The 22,575-nt window shown below is 41.6% G+C and carries 26 protein-coding genes and 1 pseudogene; 15 read left to right on the top strand and 12 right to left on the bottom strand.

All coding sequences use genetic code 11. From position 1 onward, the window contains the following. Positions 1-101 precede the first annotated feature (101 nt). Together JOC94_RS19525 and JOC94_RS19520 are read right to left on the bottom strand one after the other, a co-directional pair. The gene (locus tag JOC94_RS19525; protein WP_253191836.1) at positions 102-1,040 is read right to left on the bottom strand and encodes a metal ABC transporter solute-binding protein, Zn/Mn family; all 939 of its coding nucleotides are present in this window, start codon (positions 1,038-1,040) and stop codon (positions 102-104) included. Positions 1,041-1,197: 157 nt separating this feature from the next. Next, positions 1,198-1,974 (bottom strand): 3-hydroxybutyrate dehydrogenase, encoded by a 777-nt coding sequence (locus JOC94_RS19520; RefSeq protein ID WP_077109527.1) that lies wholly within the window; start codon positions 1,972-1,974, stop codon positions 1,198-1,200. A gap of 671 nt (positions 1,975-2,645) precedes the next feature. Between JOC94_RS19520 and JOC94_RS19515 the strand changes: the two genes are divergently transcribed. The 6 genes from JOC94_RS19515 to motB all read left to right on the top strand — a co-directional run bounded on the left by JOC94_RS19515 (position 2,646) and on the right by motB (position 7,911). Beyond that, a complete protein-coding gene (locus tag JOC94_RS19515; protein ID WP_077109528.1) occupies positions 2,646-3,026 on the top strand; it encodes a DnaJ family domain-containing protein in 381 nt (126 codons plus the stop codon). 218 nt (positions 3,027-3,244) lie between these two features. Then, positions 3,245-4,942, top strand: coding sequence for a carbon starvation CstA family protein (locus JOC94_RS19510; RefSeq protein WP_205180110.1), 1,698 nt, complete (start codon positions 3,245-3,247; stop codon positions 4,940-4,942). A 22-nt stretch (positions 4,943-4,964) separates the two neighbouring features. Continuing rightward, positions 4,965-5,243 (top strand): cory-CC-star protein, encoded by a 279-nt coding sequence (locus JOC94_RS19505; protein ID WP_077109529.1) that lies wholly within the window; start codon positions 4,965-4,967, stop codon positions 5,241-5,243. Next, complete coding sequence (locus JOC94_RS19500; protein ID WP_236017160.1) at positions 5,237-6,259, top strand: ArsA family ATPase; 1,023 nt, start codon at positions 5,237-5,239, stop codon at positions 6,257-6,259. The genes JOC94_RS19505 and JOC94_RS19500 overlap by 7 nt, the downstream gene beginning before the upstream one ends. 73 nt (positions 6,260-6,332) lie before the next feature. Beyond that, entirely contained in the window at positions 6,333-7,139 is an 807-nt protein-coding gene (motA, locus tag JOC94_RS19495) for a flagellar motor stator protein MotA (protein WP_077109530.1), read from the top strand. Beyond that, the gene (motB, locus tag JOC94_RS19490) at positions 7,126-7,911 is read left to right on the top strand and encodes a flagellar motor protein MotB (protein WP_077109531.1); all 786 of its coding nucleotides are present in this window, start codon (positions 7,126-7,128) and stop codon (positions 7,909-7,911) included. The genes motA and motB overlap by 14 nt, the downstream gene beginning before the upstream one ends. A 386-nt stretch (positions 7,912-8,297) precedes the next feature. Here the strand turns inward: motB and JOC94_RS19485 are convergent, their stop codons facing one another. Next, positions 8,298-9,470 (bottom strand): pyridoxal phosphate-dependent aminotransferase, encoded by a 1,173-nt coding sequence (locus JOC94_RS19485; protein WP_077109532.1) that lies wholly within the window; start codon positions 9,468-9,470, stop codon positions 8,298-8,300. A 113-nt stretch (positions 9,471-9,583) separates the two neighbouring features. On the opposite strand from JOC94_RS19485, the gene JOC94_RS19480 reads away from it, so the two are divergent. Then, entirely contained in the window at positions 9,584-10,366 is a 783-nt protein-coding gene (locus JOC94_RS19480) for a carbon-nitrogen family hydrolase (RefSeq protein ID WP_077109533.1), read from the top strand. A gap of 73 nt (positions 10,367-10,439) precedes the next feature. Here the strand turns inward: JOC94_RS19480 and JOC94_RS19475 are convergent, their stop codons facing one another. Continuing rightward, complete coding sequence (locus JOC94_RS19475) at positions 10,440-10,661, bottom strand: DUF1128 domain-containing protein (RefSeq protein WP_077109534.1); 222 nt, start codon at positions 10,659-10,661, stop codon at positions 10,440-10,442. 107 nt (positions 10,662-10,768) lie between these two features. After that, complete coding sequence (locus tag JOC94_RS19470; protein WP_077109535.1) at positions 10,769-12,148, bottom strand: alanine/glycine:cation symporter family protein; 1,380 nt, start codon at positions 12,146-12,148, stop codon at positions 10,769-10,771. A gap of 156 nt (positions 12,149-12,304) precedes the next feature. On the opposite strand from JOC94_RS19470, the gene JOC94_RS19465 reads away from it, so the two are divergent. The 6 genes from JOC94_RS19465 to JOC94_RS19440 all read left to right on the top strand — a co-directional run bounded on the left by JOC94_RS19465 (position 12,305) and on the right by JOC94_RS19440 (position 18,094). Beyond that, entirely contained in the window at positions 12,305-13,159 is an 855-nt protein-coding gene (locus JOC94_RS19465) for a YihY/virulence factor BrkB family protein (RefSeq protein ID WP_171973776.1), read from the top strand. Between the two features lie 414 nt (positions 13,160-13,573). Next, complete coding sequence (locus tag JOC94_RS19460) at positions 13,574-13,960, top strand: OsmC family protein (RefSeq protein WP_077109537.1); 387 nt, start codon at positions 13,574-13,576, stop codon at positions 13,958-13,960. A gap of 23 nt (positions 13,961-13,983) precedes the next feature. Continuing rightward, entirely contained in the window at positions 13,984-15,045 is a 1,062-nt protein-coding gene (gene cax / locus JOC94_RS19455; protein ID WP_077109538.1) for a calcium/proton exchanger, read from the top strand. 81 nt (positions 15,046-15,126) lie between these two features. After that, on the top strand, positions 15,127-15,933 hold the full coding sequence (locus JOC94_RS19450; protein ID WP_077109539.1) for a YfkD famly protein: 807 nt from the start codon (positions 15,127-15,129) through the stop codon (positions 15,931-15,933). Between the two features lie 157 nt (positions 15,934-16,090). Then, positions 16,091-16,888: a delta-lactam-biosynthetic de-N-acetylase gene (gene pdaA, locus JOC94_RS19445; RefSeq protein WP_077109540.1), complete on the top strand. Its 798-nt coding sequence runs from the start codon at positions 16,091-16,093 to the stop codon at positions 16,886-16,888. A gap of 336 nt (positions 16,889-17,224) precedes the next feature. Continuing rightward, complete coding sequence (locus JOC94_RS19440; protein ID WP_077109541.1) at positions 17,225-18,094, top strand: DNA-3-methyladenine glycosylase family protein; 870 nt, start codon at positions 17,225-17,227, stop codon at positions 18,092-18,094. A gap of 214 nt (positions 18,095-18,308) precedes the next feature. On the opposite strand, the gene JOC94_RS19435 is transcribed toward JOC94_RS19440, so the two are convergent. From JOC94_RS19435 to JOC94_RS19420, 5 genes and pseudogenes are all read right to left on the bottom strand, one after another. Further along, on the bottom strand, positions 18,309-19,010 hold the full coding sequence (locus tag JOC94_RS19435; protein ID WP_139345526.1) for a permease prefix domain 1-containing protein: 702 nt from the start codon (positions 19,008-19,010) through the stop codon (positions 18,309-18,311). Then, a complete protein-coding gene (locus JOC94_RS19430) occupies positions 19,007-19,348 on the bottom strand; it encodes a PadR family transcriptional regulator (RefSeq protein ID WP_077109543.1) in 342 nt (113 codons plus the stop codon). The genes JOC94_RS19435 and JOC94_RS19430 overlap by 4 nt, the downstream gene beginning before the upstream one ends. An 87-nt stretch (positions 19,349-19,435) precedes the next feature. Beyond that, positions 19,436-19,744: pseudogene (locus tag JOC94_RS23015) on the bottom strand (insertion element protein); the annotation flags it as partial. A 297-nt stretch (positions 19,745-20,041) separates the two neighbouring features. After that, positions 20,042-20,227: a YfhD family protein gene (locus tag JOC94_RS19425; RefSeq protein ID WP_077109544.1), complete on the bottom strand. Its 186-nt coding sequence runs from the start codon at positions 20,225-20,227 to the stop codon at positions 20,042-20,044. 83 nt (positions 20,228-20,310) lie between these two features. Then, positions 20,311-20,454, bottom strand: coding sequence for a YfhE family protein (locus JOC94_RS19420; protein ID WP_139345533.1), 144 nt, complete (start codon positions 20,452-20,454; stop codon positions 20,311-20,313). 346 nt (positions 20,455-20,800) lie between these two features. Here JOC94_RS19420 and recX point away from each other — a divergent pair, with 346 nt between their 5' ends. Continuing rightward, positions 20,801-21,613 carry a recombination regulator RecX gene (recX, locus tag JOC94_RS19415; protein ID WP_077109545.1) on the top strand — a complete coding sequence of 271 codons (813 nt, stop codon included), beginning with the start codon at positions 20,801-20,803 and terminating at the stop codon, positions 21,611-21,613. Further along, entirely contained in the window at positions 21,603-21,917 is a 315-nt protein-coding gene (locus JOC94_RS19410) for a YfhH family protein (RefSeq protein WP_139345527.1), read from the top strand. The genes recX and JOC94_RS19410 overlap by 11 nt, the downstream gene beginning before the upstream one ends. Before the next feature lie 32 nt (positions 21,918-21,949). On the opposite strand, the gene JOC94_RS19405 is transcribed toward JOC94_RS19410, so the two are convergent. Continuing rightward, complete coding sequence (locus tag JOC94_RS19405; protein ID WP_171973778.1) at positions 21,950-22,075, bottom strand: YpzG family protein; 126 nt, start codon at positions 22,073-22,075, stop codon at positions 21,950-21,952. 47 nt (positions 22,076-22,122) lie between these two features. Continuing rightward, complete coding sequence (sspK, locus tag JOC94_RS19400) at positions 22,123-22,290, bottom strand: small, acid-soluble spore protein K (RefSeq protein ID WP_077109547.1); 168 nt, start codon at positions 22,288-22,290, stop codon at positions 22,123-22,125. Positions 22,291-22,575: the final 285 nt, after the last annotated feature.

The following is a 22,575-nucleotide window of genomic DNA, read 5'->3' as shown; positions in this document are numbered from 1 at the left end:
ACGTGTATTTCTGTACATTTCTTACGATGCGTGGAAAGCTAACCTGTACTTTCGTATCTCTCTTACAAAATGTCAATCTGCCATTAGGCCGTCGCTAGTTGTTATTCCGACAATGCTTTTTGCAAATTGGAAATATTTTTTTTCATGATGGAGAAGTAATCTTCGTTGTTTTTGGCGTCTTCAGTTGTGATGTATTCAAGATTGTGCAAAGTGAGCGGCGTTGTCCCGGTTTCTTTTTGTATGGTTTCCGTTACTCTTGTCAGTGGATTTTGATCGTAAATAATAAACGGAATTCCCTGTTTGTTTACCTCTTCAATAATGGATTGCAGCTCCTTTTGGGATGGTTCATGCTCAGGGCTTAAACCGGTAATCGTGATTTGCTTTATTCCATAGCGGTGCTCCCAATAGCCGTAGGAAGCGTGGGAAACCAATATTACATTACGGTCCGCCGACTCCACTGTTTGCTTCAGTTCTATATCAATCTCTTTTAATTGATTTGCCAACTGTTCGTAGTTTTGTTCGAAATCGGCTTTTGCGTCCGGCTTTTTTTCTATAAGCGCGCTTTTTATGTTTTCGGCCATTGTGATCGCGTGAGTAGGATCGAGCCAAACATGCGGATCTGTATGATGGTCTGTTTTCTCATGATTCTCGTGGTCTTCCGAATGTTCATGTCCACCGTCGATGAATGGAATGCCTTTAGTTGCTTCAACGGTTGTCACATGTTCATCCTTCAAAGAACTTTTCAATTTATCGACAAATGCTTCGAGGCCAGCCCCATTGTAAATAAACAAGTCGGAATCGGCCACTTTCATCATCGTTTTCATTGTCGGTTCAAACGTATGGGCATCTGCGCCCACCGGGTAGACACTTTTAACATTGACATGTTCTCCACCAATTTTTTTTGTGAAATCTTCAATGGGATAAATGGTTGTATAAACCGTTACAGTATTTTGTTCCTTTTGATCATCTGCCGCTTCGCCGTTGCAACCGGATAAAAATAATACGAACAATAAGAATGCCGTTACAGAAAATATTTTCACCCTCAAAATACGAATCTTCCTTTCTGGTGATAACTGTGGATAAAGATTGTCACATCGTAAATCGTAATGATTACGATTTGGATATTATATAATAAAAATGCAAAGACGGCAAGAGGAAAAAGCAGCACGACACATATTATTTATGCCCATTTTCATTTTACTGGACGGTATATCCTCCATCTATCACGATCGCTTGGCCGGTAATTCCTTTGGCAGCGTCGCTCGCCAAAAATAAAGCGTATTCCGCGATTTCAGAAACATCCAGCAGTCTTTTCTGTGGGACAAGAGGGTATATGACTTCTTCCAGTACTTTGTTTACAGGGATATTTCTCGTTTTTGCCAAATCACTCAGTTGATTTCGAACCAAGGGTGTATCGATATATCCAGGGCAAAGTGCATTGACTGTAACTCCATACTCGGCCGCTTCGAGGGCTGCCACTTTTGTCAGACCGATCACGCCGTGTTTTGCACTGTTATATGCCGCTTTTCCCGAGAAGCCGACTAGACCGTTGATGGAAGACATATTGATAATGCGGCCAAACTTCTGTTTTTTCATAACCGGAAGAGCATGTTTCATCGCAATAAAGGGTCCGGTTACCATCACTTTCAACATTTGCTCAAATTTTTCCGTTGGGAAGTCTTCAATAAACGAAACATGCTGAAGCCCGGCATTATTCATTAAAACGTCAAGTCTGCCGAATTCATCAACCGTATTTTTTAGTGCCTGTTCAATATCTTCCTCATTGCTGACATTACAAGAGATCCCGAATACATTCAGCCCTTGCTCTTTCAATTTAGTTGCGGCCATTTTAGCGTGATCTTCATGAAGATCTGATAGAATAACTGTTGCGCCATTTTCGGCAAAAACTTTTCCAACTTCGTATCCAATGCCCCGGGCAGCACCTGTTAAGAAAACAATCTGTTTTTTATCCATAAACACACCTTCTTTATAATGATAAATTTGTCTCGCATGAACTGGCAGTTATCGTAAAATAGAAAAGTATTTTTTGGGGGTCAACTGCCAGTAAAACACGATCGTTCGGGCCGGCAGGACAAGAAAAAGACAGCGACACATCGCGTGTTTTTCTAAAGGATGTCAATTACAAAGGCTCTAAGACGTACAGGAAGTACAGTTAAAAGCGAAACGACAGGACAAGGAAAGCTTCGGCGGCAACTCGAAGAAAAAGCGTAATCTTTTTCGAGCATGGCTACCTGAATTGTCCAACAGGACGTTTTCTGGCTTTGCTTTTTTGTTCTCGGCAGTGGGGATGGGATTCGCAGACTAAGATGCTAACGTCGGCATGAACCATTTCATGCGGGGCGGGCAACCTTCACTGAACATGCCAATAGTACGAGCTTGCTTTCTAATGTTATTATTATCTTACAACGAAGGATTTGCAATCGTCGTCTCAAAAAGAAAAAAGCGTGACTTTCTTTCGAGGATTTGGATATTTTCAGTGGTTGGATATAGTCTGTTTGCGGAATGATCAATGGGGCTTTGATCATTTCGATGAAAGCTTTGCCAGCAGTGATGTATTCTTCGAAAGAAAAACGGATAAAAAGGGTATATCATTCGTACGATAAGAAGGGAAAGGAGGCTGTATTTTGGACAAGTTCACCAACATTTCGGAAGAAAAAATTCGCAAGGCATATGAGGAAGGTGAATTTGACGAGCTTCCCGGCTTTGGAAAGCCTCTTCCGGAGGAAAATTTGGAGGGCATTCCCAAAGAATTGAGAATGGCGTACCGCGTTATGAAAAATGCCGGCTTTTCACCGGATGAGATGGACGTTAAAAAAGAGTTAATGACAATCGAGGATCTTATCCGCCGTTCCGAAGATGAGTTGGAGATAGAACAACTACGGAAAAAGTTAAACGAAAAATTATTGAATTATAACAGCCTCCTAGCGAAAAAGCGTATAAAAACAAACTCATCCGTTTTCAAAAAGTATGAACACAAAATAGAAAAGAAGTTTTTTGGAGACTAACCAGCCTGTTTGCGGACCGGCTGTTTTTTCTTTATGAACGTTTTTTCTTTAAAATCAGGTTGCCCTTTAGTCAAGGCTGGCTTTTTTCAAGAATACGTCTTTACTCAATGGTTTTAGAGAGCGTATAGAAACAGCATGTTAAAGTGAGACATGCTTGAAAAAAGTCTATTATTGTTATATAATATCTTTTCAGAATATTTTAAATAGGAGGGGAGAAAGTGAGTCCTACAATAACGACGATAGCAGTTCTCATTCTCTTTTATTTGGGGTACCGTTATTATTCGAAGTTTTTGTCGGAAAGGATTTTTCGGCTCGATCCGAATTTTGTGACACCTGCCCATGAGTTTAAAGACGGGGTGGATCATGTTCCCACGAACCGTTTTGTTCTTTGGGGACATCATTTTAGTTCAGTCGCTGGTGCCGCCCCAATTGTCGGGCCTGCAATTGCCATGATTTGGGGCTGGGGGCCTGCCCTTATATGGGTGACGCTAGGCACGATTTTCTTTGCCGGGCTTCACGACTTTGGGACGTTGTGGGCTTCTGTTAGAAACAAAGGAAAATCTGTTGGGGTCATTACAAACTCGGTGATCGGAACACGGGCAAAAGGTTTGTTTTTATTGGTTATTTTCTTTTTGCTCCTTATGGTGAATGCCGTTTTCGCTGTCACGATCGCCAACTTGTTTACTGCATTTCCCGAAAGTGTTCTGCCATATTGGCTGCAAATCCCCGTAGCGATCACCATAGGTTTTCTAGTATACAAACGGGGAACGAAGTTGCTTTGGCCTTCCATTATCGGACTTATTTTGTTGTTTGTATTTATTTTAATCGGGGCCAATGTTCCCCTCCCTTTGCCGGAGGCGATGTTCGGAATGTCACCTGGCGCATGGTGGGTCATCATTATGCTGATTTATGGTGCGGTTGCTTCAAGGCTGCCAGTATGGCTGTTGCTTCAGCCGCGTGATTATATCAACTCACACATGCTGTTCTTGGGGTTGATTATCATTTACTTGGGCTTGTTCGTGACACGCCCGGATTTTGTAGCCCCATTCTTTAATACGGATGTTCCGGCAGGCACTCCGCCGATTTTACCCTTATTATTTGTGACAATTGCTTGCGGTGCGATTTCCGGATTCCACGGACTGGTGAGTTCGGGAACGTCATCCAAACAGCTTGATAAAGAGACGGATGCCCGTTTTGTCGGATATTTTGGCGCAGTGGGAGAGGGGATGCTTGCACTTGCTGCGATCATGGCGACGGCCGCCGGGTTTGCCACTTTTGACGCATGGAGCCAGCATTATGAATCTTGGGCTGCGGCCAGCGCCGGGGGAACAGCGGCATTTGTAACTGGTGCAGGCCACTTTCTCTCCAGTTTGGGAATTTCACCAGTGATTGGAACGACATTCATCTCCATCATGATTGTGGCATTTGCCGCAACGACACTTGATACTTCCATGAGATTGCAGCGTTTTATTTTATCGGAAATTGGTGAGCAATATAACGTTCAACCGTTAAAGAATGCCAATGTGAGTACTGTCGTGGCCTTTTTAAGCTGTGTTGCGCTCGCGTTTCTTGCCGATCCTTCCAACCCAGGGGCTGGTGGAATGGTTCTTTGGCCGCTATTTGGTACGACAAACCAGTTGACTGCCGGATTGTCGCTGCTTATTTTGACCATTTTGTTATGGCGCATGGGAAGAAATTATATTTACTCGCTCATTCCGCTCATCGTTGTTGTTACAGCTACCACAGTCAGCATGGTCATTAACATTGCCAATTATATTCAAGCCGGAAATACATTGCTCGTAATAGTTGGAACGATTATTCTTGCTTTGAATATCTGGCTGATCCTTGAAGGACTTGCAGCGGTAAAAAGGGAAATGCAGTCAAGGATTCCACCCGCTCCTCCGCTTTCCAAATAATACACGTAAAAGAGGTCAAATCATGAACATACATGTCGAAAAACTAAAAAGTGTTTTAAAGGAAATCAAACATTTCTATCGTGAAATGTACTATGTTCCATATCGTCAAACGATGCAGCGAGAAATTCAGCGGAGAGACGATATGTTTAAGCTGCTTGTTATGTCGGAAATGCTCGGCCTACCCAATCCCGCTTCTTTTTACACGCTTGAACTAATGCCGTTTATGCTGGAAGACTTCCATAAATGGCATACAAGAATGGGGATGGAAAAATCCCCACTGGAAGGTTTTCGCTGTTGTTAAGATGGTTAAGGAACAGGAATGGGGATAGCCGGCAAGAAGACAATCGCAATGAGAAACAAAACGAAAGACAATTGAACATATCCTTTTTTGGGGGTAAAGGTGGAGTAGGTAAAACAACCTGCTCCGCCCTCTTTGCTTTTTCTTTGGCCAAAAAAGGGCATAAGACACTCCTCGTCTCCACTGACCCCGCTCATTCTTTGGGGGATTTACTAGAAGTGGATGCCGGTTCCGAGCAGCAAATTGCTCCGGGCTTATCCGTCATGGAGTTGGACAGCGAACGTGCCAGTAACCGTTATATCAACGAAGTGAAGGGCAATTTGGAAAAATTAACCGCACCCGAAATGTGGAAAGAGGTAGAGAGACAGGTTGATTTTGCAAAAGCTTCACCCGGCGCAGATGAGGCTGCTTTATTTGATGAGCTCGTAACAATTATATTGGATGCCGAGGGAAACTTTGATCATATCGTTTTTGATACTGCTCCGACAGGCCACACGCTTAGACTCCTTTCGCTGCCTGATTTGATGGAAGTGTGGATGGAAGGCATGCTCGCCCAACGAAAGAAGTCTCAGGAAATGAACCGCATGTTAAACAATATAGCCGGCGTTCGGGAAGAAGAGCCGGCTGATCAAGTGTATTATTTGTTGCAAAGAAGGAAGCACCGTTTTTCCATGGTAAAAAAATTATTGCTGGACTCGGAAAAAACGACTTTTTATTTCGTATTAAATCCGGAACGCCTCCCGATATTGGAAACTGAAAAGGCGATGGGCATTTTAGAAAAGTACCATATAAAAGTTGGAGGAATCATTATTAACCGGGTATTGCCCGAAGAAGCGGATGGAACATTTTTGGAAAAGAGAAGAGAGCAAGAAAAAATATATGTAAAAGAAATAGAAGAAAAATTTTCCAGTTTCAATAAGATATATATTCCGATGCAGTCCTCTGATATTAAAGGAATTGATGGAATTAACCAGCTTGCTCCTTTAATGGAAAACTTAACCAATAAAGGAACCGTTTAGATTTTTGTACTTAACATCTGATTTCACCGTCCGATATAAAGGATAAGACAATTATTGAGGGTGAAGCAAATAAATGGATAAAACATCATTGACTGGGGTCGTCCTTGGATTTATTGCAATTGGGGCAGGCATGATATTAAAAGGAGTAGATATAGCAGCGTTGATTAATCCGGCTGCCATCCTCGTCATCTTGGTGGGAACGGCTGCAAGCGTGATTATCGCTTTCCCTTCTTCGGAAATCAAAAGGATACCCAAGCTTTTCGGAATTATTTTCAAAGAGCAAAATATGCCAAAGCCAAAAGATCTTATTCTTTTGTTTTCCGATATGGCCCAATTAGCCAGAAGGGAAGGGCTTCTGGCGCTAGAATCGAGATTGGACGAGATTGATGACCCGTTTTTAAAACAAGGACTCATTTTGGCCGTTGATGGACAAAATGCCGACTATATTCGTGATGTCCTTTCGGATGAAATTGATGCTATGGAAGAACGGCATGCAGCCGGCGCTGCTATTTTTTCCCAAGCGGGTACGTATGCACCTACACTGGGGGTTCTAGGAGCTGTTATCGGATTAATTGCCGCATTGGGCAATATGGAAAATACCGATGAACTTGGAATTGCCATTTCAGGTGCGTTTGTCGCCACTTTACTCGGGATTTTTACCGGTTATGTGTTATGGCACCCATTCGCCAATAAGTTAAAGAGAAAAACGCATGAAGAAATCAAATTGAAGGAAATGATGGTTGAGGGCATTCTATCCATATTAGAAGGTGAAGCGCCGCGCATCATTGAACAAAAGCTTTCATCACATCTTCCAGCTTCAGAACGAAAAGGTTTATTTGTAGAAAATGAAAGTGAAGTGGCCCAAAATGTCGAGGCGTAAAAAAAGAAGAAAAGACGAAGAGCATATGAGTGAGGCTTGGCTACTGCCATATGCCGACTTATTAACGTTGCTCCTTGCCTTGTTCATCGTGTTATTTGCGATTAGTTCCGTTGATGCCCAACGGTTTAGCCACTTGTCCCAAGTGTTTAGCGGTATCTTCATGAACGGGACGGGTCCGGTCGAGTTTCAACAGCCGGTTGAAGACAGCGAACAAAGTGCGGATGTCCCATCCGATTGGGACGCCTATAATAAAGCAGAAAAGGAAGCCGCTGAAAAGGCTATCCAAGAGATGGAGAAAGAATTGGAAATACTGGAAGCCATCCGGGAAAAAGTGGAAAGCTTTATTCAAAAAAATGGTTACGAAGATAAATTCTCGACTTCACTCACTGCAGAGGGGCTCCTTATTAGAATTAATGACAGCGTACTGTTTCAGTCAGGGAGCGATACCGTACGGGAAGAAGATAAGAACACGGGTAGAGAGTTGGCAAAGCTGCTTGAAATGGAGGTGCCGCGAAGCGTCATCATTAGCGGCCATACCGACAATGTTCCGATCAAAAACTCGAATTTTCAATCAAACTGGGAATTGAGCGTTATGCGGGCGGTCAATTTTATGAAAGTCCTTCTGGAAAACGAAAACTTGGACCCACAGCTATTCAGCGCCAAAGGCTTTGGGGAATTTCAACCAATCGCTGATAATAATACAGCGGAAGGCAGAGAAAAGAACCGCAGAGTGGAAGTGCTCATTCAACCATATACCGAAGAAACGCAATAAGCAGACGCAGTTAATGCCGGCATTCTACTTGAGCCAGTGACACAACAAAATCAGCTGATTAAAAAAAGAACGATAAAGTGAAACTTCATTCAGTAGGGCTCCTACTGAATGTTAGTTGAACCAATCGGGCATTTAGGTGCCGTTTTCTCTTGTATTCACTATAAGCAAATACGAAATAGCAAGGGGCTTGGACAAAACCCTGTAAACATGAAACAAACCGCATGGAATCAAGTTTAAAAACCTTGATTTCACGCGGTTTTCTTCTCACGATTTTTACGAATAGAATCAGCTTTCAATTTATGTCCCGGCCCCTATTGTGTTAAAAAAATCGCTATCATAGCTTGAGTATGCAACTAATGTAAATGTACATTTTCGATGAGTAGGAGTTAAAATATTCCAAGCTTACGTATACGTGCTGCCGCTTCCTGAAGACGTTCTTCAGATGTAAGGAGCCCCACTCTGACATAACCTTCTCCATATTGGCCGAAGCCGATTCCGGGTGCTACAGCTACGTGGGCCTTTTCAAGTAAGAGGTCCGCGAATGACTCTGAGGTATATCCGGAAGGAACTTTTAGCCATGCGAAAAAGGAACCTTTCGGTGCATCGACATGCCATCCAATTTCATGAAGGCTTGAAATGAAAACATTTCTTCTAAGTTCGTACATATCATTGATTTGCTTTGCGGCTTCGGCCGTATTGGAAAGGGCTTCTTCTGCCGCATCTTGTATGGCGCCAAACAGGCTTACATACAAGTGATCCTGCAGTAGATTGATCGCTTCGATAACAGATGGATTTCCCGCGGCAAAAGCGATTCTCCATCCCGCCATATTAAATGTTTTCGATAACGTGTAGATCTCGACGCCAATGTCTTTTGCACCCGCTGCTTGCAGGAAACTGACTGGTTTTTTTCCATCAAAGCCGATCCCGCCGTATGCAAAATCATGACAGACACAAATATGGTGGTTGGCCGCAAATTCTACCGTTCTTTCGAAAAAGCCGATATCAGCAACTGCGCCGGTCGGATTGTTGGGATAATTTAATATCATTAACTTCGCTTTATCAGCAATTTCTTTATGTATAAGGTCATAGGAAGGAAGAAAATCATTTTCTTCCATAAGGGGCATCATTTCCATTTTAGCATTGGCAAGCGCGGCTCCAGACCAATAGTCGGGATAACCGGGGTCGGGCACAAGCATGACATCCCCGGGATTTAACAGACATTGCGGCAATTCTACCAGTCCGGCCTTTCCTCCAAACAATATGGCGATATGTTTTTCGGGGTCAAGGTCAACACCGTATTCTTTCTTATAAAAATCCGCGGCAGCCTGTTTTAAATTCCTTTTGCCTCTAAATGGCGGATATCGATGATTATTCGGATTGTCGGCAGCCGATTTTAAACGCTCCACAATGTTGACAGGCGTCGGCTTGTCTGGATTGCCCTGGCCAAGATTAATGACGTCATGTCCTTCGGCTTTAATGTGATTAACCTTCTCCACAAGTGAAGCAAAAAATTGCGTCGGTAAATGTTTCAGTAATTGAGATTGTTCAAATGTAAGCATTCCATCACCTTTTTTAAGATAATTCTATTTTTTTATCTATATAGTTCAAAATGTTACCCCTTAATGGTATGTTTGTAAAGAACAGGCAAGAATGAACAGGAGGAGAACAGTTCATGAAGTGGAAAGTGGGCCTTATCCAAATGGATATTGCATTTGGCGATCCGAAAGAAAATTACAAAAGGGCTGAACAATGGTTTGAAAAAGCTGCTGAACAAGAGTGCACGCTCGTAGTGCTTCCGGAGTTGTGGACTACTGGTTATGATTTGACAAGATTGGACGAAATTGCCCATTATGAAGGTGAAGACGCGCTCCAATTTTTAAAGGAACAGGCGGTCAAACATCGCTTTCATATTGTAGGTGGATCGGTTGCGAAACAAACAGCAGATGGCGTAAAAAACACAATGTATATTGTCGATAAAAATGGAAGAATGCTTCATGAATATAGCAAGCTTCATTTGTTCCGATTGATGGATGAACATAAGTATCTTATTGCGGGCGAGGATGAAGCAAGATTTACGGTTGATGGAGAGGAAGCAGGGAGCTTTATATGTTATGATATCAGGTTTCCGGAATGGCTGCGCAAACCTGTTTTGAACGGAGCAAAGGTCTTGTTTGTTGTTGCCGAATGGCCGCTTCCAAGGTTGGATCATTGGCAAACATTATTAAAGGCACGCGCCATCGAAAACCAAAGCTATATCGTTGCGTGCAACCGGGTTGGCCGCGACCCTCATAACATATTTGCGGGGCATTCTATGATCATCGACCCTTGGGGAACAGTCATTTCCGAGGGCGGTGAGGGCGAGGAGCTGCTGACAGGGAACGTAGATCTTGGACTAATTGATGAAATTCGTGGAAGAATTCCCGTTTTCGATGACCGGAGACCGGATTTTTATTAAATGAAACACCCAAAAGCTGCACGTGCTTTTGGGTGTGTTTCGTCTGAGGAAGGAATAGCAGATGAGAAAGGCGTTATTTTCGCAGTCTTCCCAACTCTTCGGCGATAGCTTCCATTTCGTTTGGAGTGAAGTGTTCTTTTTTCATGACCATTTCATAGATTTCGCAAAGTTCTTCGTATAACTCTTCATTGATCGCCTCTGCTTTTACCGCACTCGTATTCACCATGCGAAGTTTTTCTGTAATTTGGTTGAGCATGTATTCAATGTTTTGCGGCTTGTTTTTCGATAAATCCACCGATGTCATCTCCCTGATTTGAATTATGATAATCCAATGATTCCATTCTCTTAAAGGATTGTCAACTAGATTATGAATATGATCTCCATATTAAGACAGGGATTGAATCAAGCCGAATTTCTTTTCAGTTGTTGTTTTTCTTCCTTGATCGTATTAATGATTCTCTTTGTTTCATAAACAACTACACCCGAAAGACCCAGCAAGCCAATTAAGTTGGGAATCGCCATGAGGCCGTTCATAATGTCGGCAAACGTCCAGACGATATCAAGGGTGGTGACTGCTCCAATAAAGATGGCACTTACAAATACGATTCTATAGTAAATAATTGCTTTGGCAGTAAACAGGTAAGAAAAACATTTTTCACCGTAATACGACCAACCCAAAATGGTTGAAGAGGCGAAGAATAGAAGCCCAAGAGCAATTATGATCGATCCGGCAGGGCCCAGGAAAGTTTCAAAGGATGCTGAAGTCAAGTCTCCGGCAGCTATTGAACCATCCTTATACAAACCTGCCATGACAATGGTTATTCCGGTGATTGAACAGATGACAATCGTATCAATGAAAACTTGTGTCATTGACACGAGCGCCTGTCGGCCCGGCATATCCGTTTTGGCTGCTGCGGCTGCAATGGGTGCAGAACCAAGGCCTGCTTCATTAGAAAATACACCACGGGCCACACCGTAGCGAATAACGGCTCCAATTGCGCCCCCGGCAACGGCTTGTCCTGAAAAAGCATCTGAAACAATAACGGAAACAGCGGTAGGAATTAAATCAAGATTCATAAATAATACTGCCAGTCCGCTCATAACATAAAACAAGGCCATAAAAGGGACAAAAAGTGCTGTGACTTTTCCAATACTTTTGATTCCTCCAATAATGGAAAGGCCGGCAAAAATCACAAGGATGATTCCGGTAACCCATTCGTTAATTCCAAAAGTTGTTTTAACGATATTGGAAACAGCATTTGACTGGACAAGGTTCCCTATACCAAATGCGGCAATAGCGCCAAAAATGGCAAACAAAACCCCGAGCCATTTTTGTTTCAGGCCGCGCTCTAAATAATACATGGGACCGCCCGACATTTCTCCATTTGTATCAACAATCCGATATTTTACGGCAAGAACCGCTTCTGCATATTTAGTTGCCATACCGAAAAGGGCGGAAAGCCACATCCATAAAACTGCTCCCGGACCTCCAAGAGTGACCGCCGTTGCAACACCAACAATATTTCCTGTACCGACTGTTGCTGCTAAAGCAGTCATTAAAGCCTGGAAATGGGATATGTCTCCTTTTGAAGATTTATCTTGCTTGAAGCTAAAAGCAAGCTTTAAAGAATAGGGAAGGAGCCGGAGCTGCAAAAATCCGATCCGAAAAGTGAGAAAAATCCCTGTTCCCAAAATGAGTACGAGAAGGGGCAATCCCCATACAAAACCACTGATTGTCTCCAGAATTTTAGAAATTTTGTCTGTGAATGTAGGCGCTTTCATACGCAACCTCCTTTTTTATCTGTTAAACTCATATGCTCTCATTCTGCAAAAAGATCAATAGAATGTCAAGTTCATTCGGGATCTGGTAAAATGTTTTATAGTTTCTCCAAAAAGGTAAACAAAAGGCAGATAAAGTGGTCGGGAGAGGTGTCCGGTATGGATAAAGTGAAAGCCAGAAATAATCGCAAGAAAATCATCAGATTTGTAAATGTATTAATGGAAAAGATTCATCATAATGATGTCACAGGGCTTGCAGCCCAGTTGGCCTACTTTTTCCTGCTGTCCTTATTCCCCATGTTAATTTTTCTGTTTACTCTTTTACCTTATACGCCGGTAACGCAACAAGACATTTTTAACCTGATAAAAGATTTTGCGCCAGAAGAGACATATACGTTCATGTACGATACATTGACGGATGTTATGGCTAATAGAAGCGGCGGGCTTCTTTCCATCGGCTTTATTGCTACGATTTGGTCAGCCTCCAAAGGAATGAATGCCTTGATGAAATCTTTAAATCGGGCACATGGGGTCGAGGAAAAACGCTCCTTCTTTATTGCACGGGGATTGTCGGTCGTTTTGACAATTGCCATGATCTTTGTATTTATTTTGGCATTGCTTCTTCCTGTTTTTGGTAAACAAATCGGTCTGTTTATGTTTTCTTTTCTCGGCCTGTCGGAGCACTTTTTAAAAGTTTGGGGAATTATTCGCTGGACACTTAGTCCCATCATATTATTTGTCGTTTTTCTGGCAGTGTACTATCTGGCGCCCAATGTCAAGATCAAGTATCTATCAGCAGTGCCAGGAGCTGTTTTTGCAACGGTTGGCTGGATCGTCGTATCACTCGGATTTTCGTATTATGTTTCAACATTTGGAAATTATACAGCGACTTACGGGAGCATAACCGGTATTATCATTTTGATGTTATGGTTTTATTTTTCATCCATCATTATTATGGTCGGCGGGGAGATCAACTCTTTTTTTACAGAAAAAAAGGAAAATCGAATTCATTAAAGAGCCGCTTGACAAGCAGGCAACGCGGAACTCGCAAAGTAAGGAGACGGATACTAAAAATCGTGAGTAAACTTGATAACAACAAGCTGTTTTTTGACATGGGAAGTTTTGATTGTTTTACTGCAATCGGACTTCCCGTTTGTTTATTCATGAAGTTTCAATCTGGAAATGACAAGGTTGATGGAGAATTTTTCCGGTTTCACATCGTGAAGGAGAGAAAAGCTCACATTGACAATTCGCTAGGGAAAAGGAAGCAATGCCAGCTGAAACGCCATGCTCTTCAAGCTTCATTTACGGATTCGGTAAGAGAGTAGAGAAGCGCCTCTTACAGATGAATGTCTTTTGAAGCCAACTGCCAGTTGGTATAATGCTTTCAAATCATGTTTGTTTTATTTTGGAAAGGGGAAGAAAAAAATGGAATTTAAAATGAAGACGGAAGGTTTTCACATTGAATTGCCCTACGGAAGGCTTGATATTTCGGGGAATGAGGAAAATGGTTTTCGGCCGTATCAACTGTTAATTTCTTCACTTGCTGTATGCAGCGGGGGAATATTGCGCACCATATTGACAAAGATGCGTTTAAAGGTTGACGATATTCGAATTATTGCCGATGCGGAAAGAAATCCGAAAATAGCCAATCGGATTGAAAAAGTTTCCCTGCATTTTAAAATCAAAGGCTCTCATTTGAGTGATGAAAAAATAGCAAAAGCCTTAGAACTGACAACAAAAAATTGTGCAATGGTTCAATCTATGATTGATTCCATCGAAGTATGTAAAACTTACGAAATCATCGATAGTTAAAGTTGAAGGAGGATGATCAGTGGATGGTCAATAAAATCATTTTAATTGTCATTGCTATAGGGCTTCCGCTTTCTATTATCGGCTCATTTTTGCAATGGCCAGGGACGGCAATGTTCGGCGTATATTGCCTGACGATCGTCGCCTTGGCGGGCGTGATGGGGCGAGCAACGGAAAGCTTGGCTATTGTGGCAGGACCCCGGATTGGCGGGCTTTTAAATGCGACGTTTGGAAACGCTGTTGAATTAATCATTTCCATTTTCGCATTAAAGGCAGGACTTATTAATGTTGTCCTTGCTTCCTTGACAGGCTCGGTCATCGGAAACTTGCTCTTAGTTGGAGGATTGTCTTTTTTCGTAGGCGGGTTGAAGTTTAAAAGGCAAATGTTTAATGTGTACGACGCAAGACATAACGCGGGCTTACTCATGTTTGCCGTGATCGTTGCCTTTATGATTCCGGAATTATTTACGTTAAAGATGACCCCCGGGGAAAAAATGACGTTAAGCATTGGCATATCCATTATCATGATCATCCTTTATATGTTTGCGCTTTTCTTCAAGCTTGTTACACACCGTGGGGTGTATATGACAAGGGAGGAAAAAGAGGCGGCTCATGAGGAAGAAATTCCTGAATGGTCAAAAGGAAAGGCGATGCTCATTTTGGCGCTGGCAACGTTGGCCGTTGCGTATGTGTCTGAGCGGCTTGTTCATACATTTGAGGCTGTGGGCGAACAGTTTGGCTGGTCCGAGTTATTTATCGGGGTCATCATTGTGGCCATTGTCGGTAATGCAGCCGAACATGCCTCGGCCATTATTATGGCTTACAAGAATAAATTGGATATAGCCGTAGAGATTGCGATTGGCTCTACATTGCAAATTGCCATGTTTGTAGCACCTGTTCTTGTCTTGATCTCATTGTTTTTTAAACAAGAGATGCCGCTCGTATTTACAGTACCCGAGCTTGTTTCAATGGCCACTGCCGTATTGCTGACGATCGTTATTGCAAACGACGGGGAATCGAACTGGTTTGAAGGATTAACGATGCTTGCGGCATACTTAATTATGGGTATTGGATTTTATTTGCTGTAGGGGTGGATAATCCGGGGCAATTAGGAAAAAATAAACGCATCAACATAACGCCGCTTTTAAGATGAAAGGAGTAAAAACACCATGAAACGGCATCATGAAATTATGTTCTTGCTTTTAACCTTTGTCCTGGCAATGGGCCCTATTACGGCAACGGCTGCAAAGGAGCCTGAATTGCGTAAAGAAGCAACCTTTGAAATCCCTTCATCCGTAGTGAATATAGGAAAAGAAAATACCATTTCAAACCCTTCCAGCGAGCTTCCTCGTTTGGCGCCGAGCAAGTTTACGAAAGAATTGCTGGAGAATTCCAAAGTGAAAATTGAAAATCCCAATCTGATTCGTATATTGAATGAATCGGCTGTTACAAAGTCTCCTCTTTCTTTCGGAGCAAGGGCCACTATTTTTCTGGGAGAATGGGCATTGAACTATGAATCGGAAGAGACGGACCCGAACTGGAAATATCAGAAAATCAATACAAATTTTTATGATAACCGGGGCGGAACAGGCAATTATCAAATTCATTATGTACAGGAATCCCAAAAAACAATCAAGGGCGGTTTGACATCCAAAGTGACCCACCCCGAAGACGTTCAAAAAATGATGCAGGAAAAAGCGCGTGAAAAAGTGAATTTGCCGCTTTCATTTGAAACACTCATCGGTGCCGGAACGAAACATACGCATGTTTACAACATTCCGCCCACTCGCGTAGGGTATTTATATGCATATGCACCTGCAGTAAGCGAAAAAGGAAAGCTGACTTATGGCGAAGTATACTTATTATTAAAAGGTACGAAACAAAAAATAGTCGTAAAAAATGTGACGACACAAGAAATCGGCGCCTGGATTCCGATTCAGGATCATTTAAGCTTTTCATTTGAAACGAGGGAATAGGAGGGGCAGAAGCCTCTCTTTTTTGCTATCAACATCTTGTCAAGATGCTCTGTCCTTGCCGCCTCCGCCATGAACTACAGCATTTGGAAAGGTATGGCATGGATAAAATCCCTGCAATGGAAAAAATATAAGAAAAAGATTGAAAGGCGGTGTGTGAATGAAACGCTTGGCGATGTGGCTGCCACTTTTTTTTCTCTTCTTTCTTTATGGACACGAGGTGAATGCAGTATCCAATACGCCCATTCATTGGGGGTTTAAAAAGGGAAGCGGAGAAAAGCAGGCTGATGCCGGACAGGAATATGAACAATTGCTGAATAAATATGACGCTTTTTATAAAGGAAGCCCAGATAAAAAAGTGTTATATATGACGTTTGATAATGGATATGAAAATGGCTACACCGGTAAAATCTTGGATGTATTAAAAAAAGAAAAAGTTCCGGCAACTTTTTTTGTTACCGGCCATTATTTAGATAGCGCTCCTGACCTGGCCAAACGGATGGTAAAGGAAGGACATATCATTGGGAATCATTCTTGGAGCCATCCCGATTTAACACAGGTAAGTGATGACAAAATAAAAGAAGAGCTGGAAATGGTGAAAGAAAAAACAGCTGCTTTGACCGGACAGACTGAAATGCAGTATCTTAGGCCGCCAAGGGGAATTTTAAGCGAAAGAACCCTAAAAATTGCCAAGGAAGCAGGCTATTACCATGTCTTGTGGTCATTGGCATTCAAAGATTGGCAAACGGATCAGCAAAGAGGATGGAAATATGCATACGATAACATCATGTCGCAAGTCCATCCAGGTGCGGTGATCCTTCTTCATACAGTCTCCAAGGATAACGCCGACGCTTTGGAAAAAGTCATTGGCGATCTGAAAAAGAGGGGTTATACGTTTAAAAGCCTGGATGACTATATCGCACATGAAAAAATAAAGAATCCATTGATTTCCCAGTAGGTCTTTCAATAAATTCTTATTAGTCTTTATGTCAGGCGCTTTATAAATTTATTATCCAATGATGAACTGAGAAAACGAAAAGCGCTTTAAAGGTGGAATCCCAGCGTGTCGAAGGAAGAAAGACAAAGGACTTTAACAACTAGGCAGAAATGGATGATTGGAATCTGTCGGTTTTCAAAATGAAGAGAAGGAACAGCTTGGTGGAATGTACAAGCCTGAAACTAGTGTAAATCATTCATGATGAGGAAAATTATATAATGATGAAGGTTAAAGCGGCTAAAGAAGCTGCTTTTTCTTTTTTAAGATATAATAAAGCAAACAAAAGGAGGGGGCTATATGTGGGAAGAGCGTGTTCAGATTGAGGGGCCGTACAATTTTGATTTGGCGTTGGACAGGCTTGCCATGGATCCTCTCCATATGATTGCTAGTGAAAAAAGGCTTATACGGGTCCCGATTTATGAGCCATATGCGGAAGTGGTTGATGTTCAGGCGATAGGATCAACCGAAAAACCTGTATTTAAATTGAGAGGAAAAAACATCAATACTAAAGAAAAAATCATTGCCGAAGTGATGAGAGTTTTTCAATGGAATAAGCCGCTTGATGAAATTCATCAGTATTTTTCCGATACAGTTCTTAGCGATATCTTTTCTGAACATCGGGGTACACCAATTGTTCTGGAGTTTTCTCTCTATGCTTCCATTATGCGCTCTATCATTCACCAGCAAATTCATATGAAATTGGCGATTTCTTTAACCGAGCAATTTGTTAAAACATACGGCCTTGAAGTAGACGGCGTGCCGTTTTTCCCCTTGCCGGAAACAGTTGCTGCGCTGAAAGTGGATGATCTTCGCAAGCTGAGGATGAGCCTGCGTAAAGCAGAATATCTGATCGATATTTCAAGGAAAATCACCAATGGTGATGTAAATTTGGAGCATGTAAAACAATTGCCCGATCAGGAAGTGATTGCTGAGCTGATCAAGTTAAGGGGAGTAGGGCCTTGGACAGCCCAAAGCTTTCTATTATTTGGATTGGGGAGGAATAATCTTTTTCCAAAAGCGGATATAGGGCTGCAAAAGGCTTTGCAAAAGCTGTTTCAGCTCGAGCGTAAGCCAAGCCCGGATGAGATTGATGGTTATATAAAAAACTGGGAACCATATTTGAGCTACGCCTCTTTATATTTATGGAGAAGCATTGAAAAAAAGTAAGGAAAGGCAGACTAACGGGTTCGGTTGTTGAGGAGAAAAATGCTAATAACAAGAATTCGCAAACTTATTAGCATGGAATTCAGCAATGAATCAGCATATTAAATAGCAAGCAAAAACGCTCAGAGAAAATCCGAGCGTTTGAGAATGTAAAAAATTTTGTGTAATTGGTTAAACTTACCAATTAATGATATATTAATATCCATATTTAACGTGTTTAGTTAAGTATTTTAGTTTTTTGTTTATTGTATGCTTTAATTATTGCCCATAACATAGCAAACAGCACAAAGGTTGTTCCACCGACTAACAACACCAATAATCCTAAAAATGAATAATCCTTTGATTCAATAAATACACCATGCGATCCCGAACCAAAGTAATATGAGCTGTATAATTTACTCATAAGAGGGTTATCGTACGTTGTGTATTCATATATGACCTCATCTCCATTTGAGTAGTTTTTAACTACCGCCGTCCCAACAGAAAATTTCGCACCCTCCAAAATTTCTTCTATCTCAATTTTATTCGCTTCAGACAACTGCCCATCTGTCGGAATAATTTCAAGGATATCGTTAACAATAGCAGTTTGTTCTTTGTGAATATCATTGATTGGGATTATTGTAATAATAAAGATGATTAATGAAAGAGCAAAAATACCTAATCCAGCATTTAATAGCCTTTTTCCAAATGTTTTTTGTGTTTGAAATACCTGATTTATCAGTGATCGGAGTTCATTCTCTTTACCAAATCGTTCAATGGCGATTTCAACAGCTTCCTCTTCCGTTTTTCCCTCGGATATTAATTCGTGAACGGATTCGAGTAAATGACTTTTCATTTCACTTTTTAAATCTTGGATTTCATCTTTGTTGCCTTTCGCATTCCGATAAACCTTGTTAACGTACTCTTCAACTTGTTTCAATTATTTTCTCCCCTTTCAAGAAACGAATCAATCATATTTTTAACAAATTCCCATTCTTTGCGCTTTTGTTCTAATCCTTCTTCACCCGATGGAGTTAATCGATAATATTTCCGCCTTCCTCCTGGTCCTTGCTCATCTCCCCAATAGGACTCTATCCACATGTTTTTCTCTAGGCGCTTTAATGATAAATAAAGTGTTCCTTCTTTCAATTCGAATTGTTCTTCGCTCTTTTCTCGAACAAACTTGGCAATTTCATATCCGTACATATCCTCATCCCTTAACAAGGAGAGAATGATCGTATCAATATGCCCTTTTAAAACCTCTTTGTTAATTTCCAAATACACCGCCTCCTAACCATACTATAAAATATAATACCTAATAATACAAGGTATTATTTCAAAAAAACATCGCTAATTATTAGCGATCTATCTTGGATAGATTATTTCTTTCAAATCAAAAGTTCTATCTGTTATACCCAATCGTTGCGCGGGAGTCTCCCTTGTTCCGTTTGATGTAAAAGGGAAACAAAAATTGTAATACGTTCGAAGGATAGTGATTGCCATCTGTGCATACTTTGGATTGAAATTTGAATAGATATAACTTTTTCCATCGCCACGGGCGGTGGTCAATGGTCTTTCCAAAATAGATAGCCTTCTTCGAATCTGTTGAATAAAGGCGTTTGTAGCGTTGTCATAAACATTTATTATTAATGACGCAACATCTTTCGGCTCCAAGGTTTAGTCTCGTGTTTTTCTAGAAATTCCAACATCTTCGATATAGCCATTCCAACTTATCGTAGTAAGTTCCTCGTCCAATTCCTAAAATTTCACAAGTTCTTGTGACTGGTGTCCGACTTAATAACAATTTAGCGTAAAGATGATGAAAGAAAATTCGAGATAAACTTTGGTATATCAATAAAAAAAGAGACGCCAATTCATATGCGAATTGTGTCTCTAATTAATATGTTTTTTATTGTTTTCTCCCCAGCAACCGAACCCGTTAAAGACAGACCCTTTCCTTAAAAATCAATATCATGTCCGCTTTTTTCGGGCACGTTTGTCTGCTGCCTTGGATCTCAATTGGGCTTCTATATCCTCGTGATCGGCTAATTCTTGCGAGAATTCGATATCCTGCCCGTCACTTTTTTCATTTTTCGGCACCTGCGGAAGTTTTTGCTTGTTTTTGTCCCGCTGGTTTTGGTTATGTGCACGTCCCATCATGAACTCCCCTTTCGTTATTTGCAGGTTTGGCCCGCCTTTATATTATGTGTAGCCGCCGCTTTTTCACCGGTTTTCATTCATTATTTTCGTTCTTTTTCAACATATCCGCCAGCCCGGTCGGCTCGTTTAAATTCTCGTTGATAAAGGACTTCCTGGGTCGCAGAAAGTTTATTTTTCGATTTGAACTCTTTGCCTTTTTTCAATGCCCCTGCACCTCCAGTCATTTGGTAATCATTTTTGCCTTCATTCATTGGCTTCATACAAAAATAGATATGGATATTTATCCACTTGAATGGGCAGCTAGATTCGACCTCAAACTTAAAAGAACAATTGCCAGTAAAAGCCCGGTTAGGTCAGATCAATAAAAAGGAAAACTTCCGCAGCGACACACCACATGCCCCGAAGTCTTTTCGATGTGCAGAATGTACGGGTTGAGACAAGGGAAGCTTTGACAGCAATGTCAGCGCGAAAAATGCCACTGGCGGAGACTGCCAATAAAAAGTCTTTCGCTGATGGAAGTTTCACTTTATGTTAAAATACATATAGCTTATGGAACGAGGGTGAAAAAATATGCCCATTATTACTAAAATCTCTACCCAAAAGCAAAAAGGGGCGCGGTACAATATTTTCCTCGACGAACAGTATGCTTTCAGCGTCGATGAAGATGTACTAATTCGTTTTCAGTTAAAAAAAGGAAAGCAGATAACGGACTTGGAGATCACACAAATTCAACACGCAGATGAAATCAGAAAAGCTTTTCATGTGGCTTTGCGCTTTTTGTCTTTTCGCATGCGGTCGGAACAGGAAATACGGAGCCACCTTAAGAAAAAGGATTGGGATGATTCGATTATTGATGCCGTTTTACATCAATTAAGACAGGAAAAATTGACGGATGATCTGGAATTTGCCAAAGCTTATGTACGGACGGCCATGAACATGGGGAGAAAAGGGCCTGCTGTCATCCAACAAGAACTGTTAAAAAAAGGGATCAAAGAACCCGTGCTCGAAGCGGCAATGGAGGAATATACACGAGACCAGCAAATAGCAAACGCGATTGTATTGGGCAATAAATTCGCCAAACAACACCATAAACTGTCTGAACGAATGCGAAAGCAAAAAGTGGAGTATGCATTGTCAACCAAAGGTTTTCCTTTTGAGATCATCAACGAAGCCATGAATAAGATTGCTATTGAAAAAGATGAAGATGAAGAGTGGGAAGCGATCGTAAGAGAAGGCGACAAAGCGAAAAGGAGATTCAGCAAATTTTCTGGTTACGAATATAAACAAAGAATGAAACAGGCTTTGTATCGGAAAGGGTTTGCAATGGATTTGATTATCCGTTATGTAGAAAAAGATGCGGAGGATGCCGAAAATGGAGAATGAAAAAAGATATAGCCAAATGACAGAAGCTGAGCTGAAAGCCGAAATAGCGAAAGTGAAGGAAGAAGCTCGTAAAGCGGAGCAAATGGGGATGGTGAACCAATTTGCCGTTTTGGAACGCAAAGCGGTGATGGCAAAAGCGTACTTATTGGACCCAGCCGACTTTAAACCAGGCACTATATATGGCATAGACGGCGATCCCGGAAGCTATTTTAAAATTGACTATTTGAACGGTGTATTTGCATGGGGGTATCGTTTGGGAGGATCCGGCAAAGAAGAAGCCCTGCCAATATCTTTGTTGAAGTAAAGGGCACAGCGTAGTCCGCTGTGCTCATTTATTTATCTTTTGTATCTTTTGACGGCATCTTTTTCGGTGATGATCATCTGCTGTGTTTGTTCAGTTTCGCCGTTCACTTGGGAATCACTATGTTTCGGCCTATACCAGCCTCTGTTGAAAGGTGTCAGATTTCGGTTTAAATGAGTAAGGTCTTTTTTTCGCAAATAAAACACCCCTAATCGTTTCGACTTTCATCCCTTGCTCCGGACTCCCTCATTCTTGCTTGCGGGGTCGTATTGATCGTTCCGTCCGCCCGCTTTGAAGCATATATTGCTTTAGCACGGGGGTTTAAATCCAACTGATTTTTGTTTTCATATGGAAAGTGTTTTGCTTTGTTGCGCAATGAATATTCACCTCCCAATAGCGCGGACATCCATCCGCTTATCGGTAGTATGGCTTGGGGACTAAGAAAAAATACGGACCCGATTGGGCCCGATCTTGCTGTTGGAAGAAAATTCATACTTATGTGTGGCGTTTTGCGGGACGAGCCATAACGAAAGGAAAGAAAAGGAAATGAGGAGCCATAAAAAAACGGTTCTATGTCAAATGTTGGGGTGAAGTGAGATGGAATCTCACCTACCCAACATGACTTCCAATTTTTTTATACTTATGTAAAAGAAGTATTCTT

Origin of the sequence: Siminovitchia thermophila (assembly GCF_016909185.1) — a bacterium.
In the GTDB taxonomy this organism is placed as follows: domain Bacteria; phylum Bacillota; class Bacilli; order Bacillales; family Bacillaceae_C; genus Siminovitchia; species Siminovitchia thermophila.
Note: the sequence above shows the minus strand (reverse complement) of the source record. Positions and strands in the feature narration are given on the sequence as shown.